The organism is Flavobacterium sp., assembly GCF_035760125.1.
Classification (GTDB): domain Bacteria; phylum Bacteroidota; class Bacteroidia; order Flavobacteriales; family Flavobacteriaceae; genus Flavobacterium.
This window is the reverse complement of the sequence record NZ_DASTTN010000552.1, coordinates 1-11,344: the sequence shown is the minus strand read 5'-3', so window position 1 is coordinate 11,344 and position 11,344 is coordinate 1. Positions and strand designations below refer to the sequence as shown.

General features: G+C 34.5%; 12 protein-coding genes. 6 read left to right on the top strand and 6 right to left on the bottom strand.

Translation table 11 applies throughout. The features are described from left to right. Window positions 1-86: 86 nt before the first annotated feature. Complete coding sequence (locus VFS71_RS19730; protein ID WP_116797373.1) at window positions 87-479, top strand: START-like domain-containing protein; 393 nt, start codon at window positions 87-89, stop codon at window positions 477-479. Between the two features lie 65 nt (window positions 480-544). Next, window positions 545-1,384 carry an aminotransferase class IV gene (locus VFS71_RS19725; protein ID WP_326403400.1) on the top strand — a complete coding sequence of 280 codons (840 nt, stop codon included), beginning with the start codon at window positions 545-547 and terminating at the stop codon, window positions 1,382-1,384. Here the strand turns inward: VFS71_RS19725 and VFS71_RS19720 are convergent. From VFS71_RS19720 to VFS71_RS19700, 5 genes are all read right to left on the bottom strand, one after another. Next, window positions 1,381-1,941: a YqgE/AlgH family protein gene (locus VFS71_RS19720; RefSeq protein ID WP_326403399.1), complete on the bottom strand. Its 561-nt coding sequence runs from the start codon at window positions 1,939-1,941 to the stop codon at window positions 1,381-1,383. The genes VFS71_RS19725 and VFS71_RS19720 overlap by 4 nt on opposite strands. A 127-nt stretch (window positions 1,942-2,068) precedes the next feature. After that, window positions 2,069-2,341 carry an HU family DNA-binding protein gene (locus tag VFS71_RS19715; protein ID WP_077375548.1) on the bottom strand — a complete coding sequence of 91 codons (273 nt, stop codon included), beginning with the start codon at window positions 2,339-2,341 and terminating at the stop codon, window positions 2,069-2,071. 182 nt (window positions 2,342-2,523) lie between these two features. Then, window positions 2,524-3,471: a methionyl-tRNA formyltransferase gene (gene fmt / locus VFS71_RS19710; protein WP_326403398.1), complete on the bottom strand. Its 948-nt coding sequence runs from the start codon at window positions 3,469-3,471 to the stop codon at window positions 2,524-2,526. Next, on the bottom strand, window positions 3,471-5,366 hold the full coding sequence (locus tag VFS71_RS19705) for an ATP-dependent DNA helicase RecQ (RefSeq protein ID WP_326403397.1): 1,896 nt from the start codon (window positions 5,364-5,366) through the stop codon (window positions 3,471-3,473). Before VFS71_RS19705 ends, fmt begins: the two co-directional genes overlap by 1 nt. 52 nt (window positions 5,367-5,418) lie before the next feature. Then, window positions 5,419-5,952 carry an ATP-binding protein gene (locus VFS71_RS19700; protein ID WP_326403396.1) on the bottom strand — a complete coding sequence of 178 codons (534 nt, stop codon included), beginning with the start codon at window positions 5,950-5,952 and terminating at the stop codon, window positions 5,419-5,421. A 377-nt stretch (window positions 5,953-6,329) separates the two neighbouring features. Here VFS71_RS19700 and VFS71_RS19695 point away from each other — a divergent pair, with 377 nt between their 5' ends. From VFS71_RS19695 to VFS71_RS19680, 4 genes are all read left to right on the top strand, one after another. Continuing rightward, complete coding sequence (locus tag VFS71_RS19695; RefSeq protein ID WP_326403395.1) at window positions 6,330-6,626, top strand: DUF493 family protein; 297 nt, start codon at window positions 6,330-6,332, stop codon at window positions 6,624-6,626. Between the two features lie 2 nt (window positions 6,627-6,628). Next, window positions 6,629-7,336: a DUF4290 domain-containing protein gene (locus tag VFS71_RS19690; protein WP_326403394.1), complete on the top strand. Its 708-nt coding sequence runs from the start codon at window positions 6,629-6,631 to the stop codon at window positions 7,334-7,336. 133 nt (window positions 7,337-7,469) lie between these two features. Then, window positions 7,470-8,786: a UDP-N-acetylglucosamine 1-carboxyvinyltransferase gene (murA, locus tag VFS71_RS19685; RefSeq protein WP_326403393.1), complete on the top strand. Its 1,317-nt coding sequence runs from the start codon at window positions 7,470-7,472 to the stop codon at window positions 8,784-8,786. Between the two features lie 89 nt (window positions 8,787-8,875). Further along, window positions 8,876-9,742 carry a cation diffusion facilitator family transporter gene (locus VFS71_RS19680; protein ID WP_326403392.1) on the top strand — a complete coding sequence of 289 codons (867 nt, stop codon included), beginning with the start codon at window positions 8,876-8,878 and terminating at the stop codon, window positions 9,740-9,742. Window positions 9,743-9,945: 203 nt separating this feature from the next. Here VFS71_RS19680 and VFS71_RS19675 read toward each other — a convergent pair. After that, a partial coding sequence (locus tag VFS71_RS19675) for a DUF5686 family protein (RefSeq protein WP_326403390.1) occupies window positions 9,946-11,344 on the bottom strand: 1,399 nt, incomplete at its 5' end.

Genomic DNA, 11,344 nt, shown 5'->3' with positions numbered 1-11,344 from the left:
AAAAACAACAAAAAATATTTTTTTTTCAAAACGTTTTTTTATTGGAGTAATAATCTATATATTCGAAAAAAAATTAAGCGATATTCATGGATTTAAAAGTGCGTTACGAAATCGAATTCCCCATAAATTCCTCTCCTCAGTTGTTGTATCAATACATTTCGACACCTTCGGGCTTGTCTGAATGGTTTGCAGATAATGTAAACTCTCGTGGTGAGTTTTTTACTTTTATTTGGAATGACTCCCAAGAGAAAGCAAGATTGGCTTCCAAGAAATCAGGTGAGAAAGTGAAGTTTAAATGGGTTGACGACAACAATAAGGATACCGAATATTTTTTTGAGTTGAATATCTTGGTTGATGAATTGACCAAAGATGTTTCTTTAATGGTGGTTGATTTTGCTCATAAAGAGGAACTTGAAGAAGCAACTCAGCTGTGGGAAAACCAAATTTCAGACCTAAAACATGTTATAGGTTCGGTGTAGTGAAATTGTAGATTATAACTTATATTTGTCACGCTTTTTAGCGTGACTTTTTTTTGAAAAATAGTATGATAAATTTTAATGGTGCAATAGTGTCTGAGGATGCGAATATATTAGTGCAGAATAGAGGGTTTTTGTATGGTGATGCAGTTTTTGAGACTGTGAAAATTGTAAATGGAAAAATCCTGTTTTTAGAAGATCATTACTTCAGGTTGATGTCTTCGATGCGTGTGGTTCGAATGGAAATTCCGATGGATTTTACAATGGAATACCTAGAAGAGCAAATTCTTACTTTAGTCAAAAACAATAATATAGAATCATCTTCTAGAGCTAGAATTACGGTTTATAGAAATGATGGAGGATATTATTTACCCCAAAACAATACTGTTTCCTTTTTGATACAAGCTACTCTGCTTGAAAATACAGCTTATTTTCTTAGTGAAAGTGAATATGAAGTTGATTTATACAAGGATTTTTACGTCACTAAGCAATTATTGTCCTCAATAAAAACGACAAACCGTCTGATAAATGTAACAGGAAGTATTTATGCTAATGAAAACGGATTGGATAATTGTATTTTATTAAACGACACCAAAAATGTTGTTGAGGCTCTACAGGGCAATATTTTTATGCTAAAAGATAATCGATTAATTACCCCACCTGTTTCAGAAGGTTGTTTGAATGGGGTTATGAGAAAGCAAATTTTGGAACTGGCAAAAAAAATAAACGGTATCGAAGTTGCTGAGGAAATTATTTCACCCTTTGATCTTCAAAAAGCGGATGAATTGTTTGTTACGAATGTTATTAAAGGCGTGCAACCGATTACAAAATACAGAAAAAAGGAATTTTCGATTGAAGTTTCTAAAACTTTAGTTGCAAAACTGAATGAATCTTTAAGCTTGGTTTAGTTCAAATATGGATTTTCGGGAGCGTTGGACCAAATAAGGTATTCGCCTCCCAATTCTATGATTTGTTCTTTCCAGAAATGGGCAGTTGATTTTCCGATTATTTTATTCTCGTAATTATTTGTGGTAATAATCCATGAATTGGCTTCCATTTCTTTTTCAAGTTGGTGCTCTTCCCATCCGGTGTATCCCAAAAAGAAACGGATGTTCTCTTTTTTTATTTTGCCTTTATTGATGAGGTCTTTTGTCGATTCAAAATCACCGCCCCAATAAATTCCGTTGGATATTTCTATGCTATTGGGTATTAAGTCAGGGATATTGTGAATGAAGTAAAGGTTGTCCTGTTCAACTGGGCCACCATTGAAAATCTTGAAATTGGCATTTATTTCGGGAATCAAATCATTGATGGTATATTTCAAAGGTTTGTTCATAATAAAGCCTACCGAACCATCTTCATTATGATCTGCTAATAGGATTACTGATCGATTAAATGACAAGTCTCCAATTATTGATGGTTCAGCAATAAGTAAATATCCTTTTTTTAATTTTTCTGAAATCATAAGGCTATATTTTTAATTAAATTTAAGAAAAATTAAATTTAAATACCAAATTTTTTTGGGCTTAATCGTTTAAAAGCAAAAAAAAACCTTCCAATCGGAAGGTTTAATTATATAAGATAAACTACAATTAGTTTACTGCTCCTTCCAAATCTGCTCCAGCTTTGAATTTTACAACATTTTTTGCAGCGATTTGAATAGTTTTTCCAGTTTGAGGATTTCTTCCGTCTCTTGCAGCTCTTGAAGATACTGACCATGATCCGAATCCTACTAATGATACTTTACCACCTTTTTTCAAAGTTCCACCTACATTTCCTAAAAATGATTCTAATGCCAATTTTGCAGCAGCTTTTGTAATTCCTGCATCAGCAGCGATAGCGTCGATTAATTCTGATTTGTTCATAATAATTGGATGTTAATTGTTGGTTAAAATAATTGTTAATTACAACAAAATTAACAGGAAATACGGTCTTTGCAAGTGTTTTATACATTTTTAGCGTATTTTGTTAATAACTTGCAATCTTTGTTCATAAAGTGGGCTAAAATTCTGAAAAAAACAGCACTTAACTCCTGTTTTTATTGACCTTAATAGGCTTTTGCGTCTTCTGAAAAAGTGATACCATTTAATAATTCTGCAGCAGTCATTTTCTTTTTTCCAGGAAATTGAAGAGATACTATTTGAATATAGCCTTTATCTACTGCGATTTTTATTTCTTTTTTGGTACAAATTAAGCTGCCAATGGTATGGGTGTGTTCTTCTAGAATAGTTTTGGCCTCATAGATTTTTACATTCCACTCTTGGTCTTTGTCACCAAAAAAACACCAAGCAGCTGGATAAGGACTTAGGCCTCGAATTAAATTGTAAATTTCAGTAATCGATTTTGACCAATCAATTTTACAATTTTCTTTATTTAGCTTGTATGCCGTTTTGATATCTGATGAATCATTCTGGATTATAGTTACTGCATTTCCACTTTCGATCACTTTCAAAGTCTCTATTACAGTATCACATCCTAAATGCATTAATCTATCGTGTAATTGTCCGGCATTTTCGGTGTCATCGATTGCTGTTTCCGAACTTAAAATCATAGCTCCAGTGTCTATTTTATCATCGATAAAAAAAGTAGTGACACCAGTTTTGCTTTCTCCATTGATAATTGCCCAGTTAATCGGTGCAGCTCCTCTATAGTTAGGAAGCAAAGAAGCGTGTAGATTGAATGTTCCTAATGAAGGCATTTCCCAAACCACTTTTGGCAACATTCGAAAAGCAACAACGATTTGTAAATTAGCTTTCAATGATTTTAATTCTTCAAGAAAGCTCTCATCTTTTAGATTAGTAGGTTGTAATAAGTTTAGATTATTTTCCAGTGCATATTCCTTTACCGCCGAGTATTTCAGTTTTTGTCCTCTTCCTGCGGGTTTGTCTGCAGCTGTGATTACACCCACCACTTCATAGTTGCTTTTGATTATGGTATCTAGAATGCCAACTGCAAATTCTGGAGTTCCCATAAATATAATTCTTAATTTTTCCATTATTTTTTTAAAGTGTATTTATTGTTTTTTTGAATTATCAAAAGATTATCTTCTAATAATTGTTGCAGTACAAAGATAACATCGTCGTCGGTATTTTTTGTTTTCTCTTGTATTTCTCTTGAATTTAAATCTTCACTTTGCAATAAAGTCATGATTTTTTTGGAAAGAGCATTGTAGTCTTTTTTAGGTTTGGTCAATGTTATGCAATAGGAACAAATACCACAATTTGACACAGCTTTCTCTCCAAAATAATCCAAAATCATTTTACTCTTGCAAACTTTTTTTTCCTTTACATAATTAAGCACCGATTGTAGTTGCTCTTTTTTTAGTTCGTTTTGTCTTATCAAATATTTGGAAACTTTATTAATCGTTCTTTCGTCTTCCCGAATTTCGTTGAATATTAATGTAGCGTCATTGTTTTTAGAATGGTATTCTATAATTTCTTTGTCTTTTAGCTTATGTAATACCGCTAGTATTTCTGCTTCAGAATGATGAGATTTTTTGGCAATCATAGGCAAATTGAAGGCGGTTTGCATTTCGTAAATTCCGGGATAAGTTCTTAGAATAGTCAAAATGATTTCTTCGTCATTGGGATTCAAACTTGTATAGCGTATGACTTCTTTGGAAGGAATTAAAAATTGCAATGTGATTTTTTCTGAAAACTCCTGGGACAAAGTGAGAACGCCCTGTCCATCCAAAAAACGCATCGCATTGAAGGTTTTCTGTGTTGGAAAACCATATTTTAAACAGAAATGGTGCAAATTAAAGGAGAACTCTTCGTTTATTCCTTCTCCGTATGCTATTTGGAAATAATTACAGAGTTTGACATACATAGTGTTCAGAAAAGCTTTGTCTGGCAAAACGTTTATGAATTGATTTTCAGTCTGTATAATGTCCGCTGGACTGGTCAATAAAACAGCATATGCTTTTTCGCCGTTTCTGCCGGCACGTCCTGCTTCCTGATAGTAATTTTCTATGTTTTCCGGTAACTGAATGTGGATAACGGTTTTAACGTTTGGCTTGTCAATTCCCATTCCGAAGGCATTCGTGGCAACAATAACCTGCGCTTTTTCTTCCATCCAGAGTTGCATGTTTTTGTCTTTTTCTCTAGAGGTAAGACCGCCGTGATAGTAAGTAGCTTGAAATCCTAACGTTTGTAATTGGGCTGAAACGTCCAAGCACGCTTTTCGGTTTCGAACATATATAATAGAAGGCTGAGGATTTTTTTTAAGAATTTGTTGTATCCGAAAAAGTTTGTCTTCCACTTCAAAAACCATGTAGGCAATATTCTTTCTGGCAAAAGATTTTTCGAACTGTTTAGGACTGTGCATCCCAAGTTCGGTAATGATGTCTTCTTTTACTCTGGGAGTCGCAGTAGCCGTCAAAGCCAAAAATGGAACTTTTGGGAAATAAGTTTTCAATGCCGAAATCTTCAGATAAGCTGGGCGAAAATCATGTCCCCATTGCGAAACACAATGCGCTTCGTCAATGGTTATCAGGCTTATGGGAAGATTTTTTATACGTTCCAAAATCCAATCCGATTGTAGACGCTCTGGAGATACATATAGAAATTTATAATTCCCAAATTGGCAATTGTCCAGCAAGTCAATCATTTCCTCAGATCGTATACCACCAGTCAAAGCGATGGCTTTAATGCCTCGGTTTTGCAAATTGGCAACTTGGTCTTTCATCAAAGCAACTAGTGGCGAAATAACCAAGCAGATTCCTTCATTCATCATGCCTGGCACCTGGAAACAAATTGATTTTCCACCACCCGTTGGCATCAAGGCAAAAGTATCTTCGCCACTCAAAACCGAATCAATAATTTCTTCTTGCAGTGATCTGAAACTGTTATGTTGCCAATATTTCTGAAGAATTGCTAATGCTTCTGGCATTATTTCTGGTTTAGATTTTTAATAATTTACAATCTTGATTTTTAAGAAATTGCTAAATTTTATCTAATATATAAAGAATTCTGTTATCTACACTATCTTTTGGTACTTCAATTAGATTATATCCATAATCAGTGTAAGTTTTTGTAAGGTGTTTGTAGATGGTTTTTGCTTGTTCAAAGTTTTCGTAGCGCTCACTGTCACTTTCGTAAATTTCTTCCCAAGGCGGAAGCATGAAAATTTTGGTATACACATTTTCACGACAGGCATTATCAAAATGCTCAGGAAAATCATCACCAATATAGTCTAGGTAAGCTACAACATCTGGAATTCCACGGTCAATAAATACCCATTTATGGGACTCATTTTGAGCATTGTTAAATTGTTTTATTCTGCCGTCAAGCAACATTTGGCTAAACAATAAAGGATCTTCCAGAAACAATTGTTCAATACCTCTTTTTTGGGCTTCAAGTGTAACTTCACGAGAAATTTCAGGATAACAACAATAGCCTTTCATTTCCAGACCTTTAATAATAGAGCTTTTTCCAGTACCTGGACCGCCAATGATAACAATAATTTCTTTCTGCACTTTCTGTAATTAAGCGGCAAAAATACTCAAACTTATTGGAAATTAAAAAGTTTATCGATTGCTAATTGCAGCGGAATGATAAGGAGCGAAATATGGGGCTTTTTTAGTGAAAATCGTTCCTGCTGTCCGCTATATTCCATCTCGTCTCGTCTTTAGGGACGAGTCGAGATGGGATGCCGCTTCCATCAGGGCTAAAGGAGAGGTATAGTGCATTTTTGCAAACATAACTTCGATTGAAATTCTTCTTAGAAATAAAAGAAAATGTTAGTTTAGCACTTATTGTTTCATAAATCTTAAATCCATACTTATAATTCCTAAATCTAAAATCTAAAATCTAAAATCTAAAACGTATATTTGCCTTTATTTTTAATTTAAGAATGGACAACGATAAAGAAAAAAAAGCTGAGGAGTTCTATGAAAGACTTAAGGTTGAGTTAGATCTTAGTAATTCTTGGCCAGCAGAATATTTGTTTAAATTTATAGTTCCCACAACCGAAGAGAATATCCAAAAAGTGGAAAATGCCTTCAACTGCATGGGAGCCGTAATCAAAACAACAAAATCCAAAACAGGAAAATTTACCAGTGTTTCAGTAGATGTAACTGTCAAAGATTCGCAAGAAATAATAGATAAGTACCAAGAATTATCCACAATAGAAGGTATAGTTTCCTTATAATTATGATCGAAAAATATAAAAAAGAAAATGCGAATGATGTTGTTTTCAATTTGGAATACAATTCCGAAAGAAAGCATTTAATTATTCCAGAATATGGTCGTCATTTGCAAAAATTGATCGAGCAGGCTACCCTTATTGAAGATGAAGTAGAACGCAACAAAACGGCAAAATACATCATTCAGGTAATGGGAAGTTTGAATCCTCACCTGCGTGACGTACCCGATTTTCAGCACAAACTTTGGGATCAGCTTTTTATAATGTCTGATTTTAAGTTAGTAGCCGATTCACCTTATCCAATTCCGTCAAGGGAAGTGTTGCAACTCAAACCCGATGTTTTAAAATATCCTCAAAACTACCCGAAATACAGGTATTATGGAAACAACATCAAATATATGATTGATGTGGCCAACAAATGGGAAGAAGGAGAAATGAAAAGTGCGTTGGTCAAAGTAATTGCCAATCACATGAAAAAATCCTATTTGAGTTGGAATAAAGATACCGTAAAAGACGATGTGATTTTCGAACATCTTTATGAATTGTCAGACGGGAAGTTGAATTTGTTGCAAAGTTCTGAGGAATTATTAAATACCACCGATTTACTAAGAACCAACAAAAGGATTTCTAATAAAATTGGTCCAGCAGGACAACCAAAAATTCAAAGCAACAAGAATAATAAAACGGGGAAACCAAAACCGTTTCAAAAAAAGTAAGTAAAAAATGAGGAGCTAAGACGCTAAGATTCTAAGTTTCTAAGAATTATGGGAGCGTTTTAGTTCAATGTCTTAGAAACTTAGAAACTTAGAATCTTAGAAACTTCAAGTCAAAGAATCTTAAATCAAAAACATGGAAGTTTTCAAAATAGAAGGAGGAGTTCATCTAAAAGGGGAAGTAATACCGCAAGGAGCGAAAAATGAAGCATTGCAAATTTTGTGTGCGGTACTTTTAACGCCAGAAAAAATAACAATTAACAATATCCCTGATATTATCGATATCAATAAATTGATAAAACTTTTGGGGAATTTGGGAGTTAAAATTGAGAAGCTAGGACATGGTTCTTATACTTTCCAATCCGATGAGGTGAATGTAGGATATCTAGAAACTGAAGCTTTCAAGAAAGAAGGAGGTTCTCTTCGTGGTTCCATTATGATTGTTGGGCCGCTTTTGGCACGTTTTGGAAAAGGGTATATCCCGAAACCGGGTGGTGACAAAATTGGACGTAGAAGGTTGGATACCCATTTTGAAGGATTCATCAATTTAGGAGCTAAATTCAGATACAACAGAGAAGACCATTTTTATGGAGTAGAAGCTCCGGATGGACTTGTCGGTGCCGATATGTTATTAGATGAAGCATCTGTAACAGGAACTGCCAATATTGTTATGGCTGCTGTTTTGGCCAAAGGAAAAACAACTGTTTACAATGCAGCTTGCGAACCTTATTTACAACAACTTTGTAAAATGTTGAACTCTATGGGAGCCAATATTACAGGAGTTGGGTCTAATTTATTGACTATTGAAGGAGTTGAAAAATTAGGTGGTTGTGTTCATAGAATTTTACCGGATATGATTGAAATTGGTTCTTGGATTGGTCTTGCGGCCATGACAAGAAGTGAAATTACAATCAAAGATGTAAGCTGGGAGAATCTAGGTGTGATTCCAAATGTATTCAGAAAATTAGGAATTACATTGGAGAAAAGAGGAGATGATATTTACATTCCAGAACACAAAAACGGGTATGAAGTAAAAACAGATATTGATGGTTCTATCCTTACTATCGCCGATGCGCCATGGCCAGGATTTACACCCGATTTATTAAGTATTGTATTGGTAGTTGCTACACAAGCCAAAGGAGATGTTTTGATTCACCAAAAAATGTTTGAAAGTCGTTTGTTCTTTACAGATAAATTAATCGATATGGGAGCCAAAATTATGTTGTGTGATCCCCATAGAGCGGTAGTTATAGGTCATGATTTTAAATCAGTTCTAAAAGCGACAACAATGTCTTCTCCTGATATTCGTGCGGGAATCTCATTATTGATTGCAGCATTATCTGCCAAAGGAACCAGCACAATCCAAAATATCGAGCAAATTGATAGAGGATATGAGCGCATTGATGAGCGTTTAAGAGCAATAGGAGCCAAAATAGTTCGAGAAAAACAATAAGAAATAACAATTTTAAAATCGCTTAAATAAATTTAATTTTCACCTGAAAATAATTTCTTTAAGCGATTTTTAGCATAAAAAAGTGAAATATGTCTAATGAGGAGAAAGCCATTAAGGCGACCTATTTTAGTATAATCGGGAACACTTCCCTAGCTCTTATAAAAGGGTTGGCTGGTTTTTTCGGAAATTCATACGCCTTAGTTGCAGATGCGATAGAATCTACTACGGATATTTTTGCTTCTCTTTTGGTTTTATTTGGTATAAAATATTCCAGTAGACCAGCTGATGACAATCATCCCTACGGACATGGTAGAGCGGAGCCATTGATTACCTTTTTGGTAGTTGGTTTTTTGATTACTTCGGCTACAATTATAGGTTATGAGAGTATCATAAATATTCAAACTCCACATGAATTGCCAAAATCATGGACGCTTTATGTTCTTGGCGCCATTATTCTTTGGAAAGAATACTCGTTTCGATTGGTGATGAAAAGGAGTAAAGAAACCAATAGTTCTTCTCTTAAAGCGGATGCTTGGCATCATAGGAGTGATGCTTTAACTTCGGTTGCTGCATTTATTGGGATTTCGACTGCATTGTTTTTAGGGAAAGGATACGAAGCAGCGGATGATTGGGCTGCTTTGTTTGCCTCAGTTTTCATTTTGTATAATAGTTACTTGATTTTTAGGCCTGCACTTGGCGAAATTATGGACGAACATTTGTACGATGATTTGGTTGAGGAAATCAGGCAAGTCTCTCATCAAGTGGATGGAATTATTGACACCGAAAAATGTTTTATCAGAAAGGCGGGAATGAAATACCATGTTGATCTTCATGCTAGGGTAAAAGGATCAATTACAGTAAAAGAAGGACATGATTTGTCCCATTTACTCAAAGACACGCTCAGGGAGAAAATACCGGAATTGGGCCATGTCTTGATTCATATTGAGCCGGATTAGAAATAATTATAAAAAGTAAAACCAATACCGTTCAAAAGGTATTGGTTTTTTTATTGCTGTTTTCTTTTTTTAAATGATGGCAAAAAGGCAAAATGCCAACTCTTAGCCCTGATGGAATATAGCGGACAGCAGGAACAATGTTTACCGATAAAGCAAAATGTTTCCGCTCCATGATAATCGAACTCAGCTTTGTAAAGTTTGATTTAATTCAAGAATTTTATTCCAACAATTACGCCGTCTTTTTGAAATCCGTTTTGGTAAGAGCGAACATAATCTAGTCGGAACATTTTGAATTTTCCAAAACCGAGGTTATCCAAACCTACGCTGTATTCAGAATAAGGATTTCTATTTGGTATGGCAAGCAGGTGATAGCCTAAAACCAAGTTTGATTTTAGTAGATTCAACAACGGGATTTTATTCGTGAAATAGCCTTTGTCGTTGTGTTCTGCATGTAATTCAAAATAGCTGTCGTTTGTACTGTTGGTATAATAAGGCATTAAATTGAATACGTTCAAATAACTTTCGGAGAATCCGATGTAGGTTTGATTGCCATTAAAATGTTTGTAGTCCACAAATGCGATTTCATCGGCGTTAAAGAATTTACCTCCTTTGGCATTTATTGATAAAACCCCTTTATTTCCTAGTATTGTTTCGTATTCGATTTTGGCTTTGAGATGGTTAAATTCATATTTTTTTTCGCTGCCGGCAAATCCTTTTTCATAACCTAATGTCAGGATAGGATAATTTCCGTTTGAAAAATTATACTTTCCGTCAGGTCGGCTGATATAATTTTGGTCAAAATTTATTCGAGCCTCCAGATTGCCTTTTACCAAATTGTATTTTTCGAATGCTGGGGTTGTGTAATTATTTGGAGCCCAAGGATTATTTGAGGTATAGACTTTTTCTTTTGGAAAAAAGGTTTGGTCTGTGGTGTTTGATAAAGGTTTGTTTTCAAGATAATTGACTTTAGCTTTCAGGAAAATCCCATTGGTGATTTCTCGCTGGTATAAAAGCGAGATGAAATTGTTTTCATAAATCTTCATAAAATTTTCTTCGAAAAACAAAGTTGTAACAGAGTTCAATAGCTCTTTTATCGGCTTTTCTTCATTGAACTGGGCAACACGACTTCCACCGGAAATTTGAATTTCACTTTTGTTGGTATTGTTGAATTTATGGATAAAACTTCCTGTTGACCTAAATTTGTCTTCGGAGAAGCCATAATCGAAATCAGCTCCAAATCGAGTGTACTTTCCGTTTTCACGGTCGTTTTTTGTATAGGACAATCCAGTACCAATTTTCCAGCCTTGAACCGTGTTAAAGTTAACCCCTGTTAGTATTCCAGCATAGTTTGCAGACCATTTTTGAAAGGAATTTTTATAAGTATAGCCAGTAATGGGATCTAAAAAGTGGAATTTATTATTCTTTTTGTCTATAGAATCGAGGTATGCCTGTGATTTCTTTTTGGTTTGCAAAATGTCTTTCTTAGTATAATCGGTGCTTTCTTCAATGGTTAAAGGGATTGGACGAATGGTATTCCAATATTCATCTCCTTTTTTATTAGCATTTTCTTCAAAAGTTAATACTTCTTTTGTGAAGGTTTTT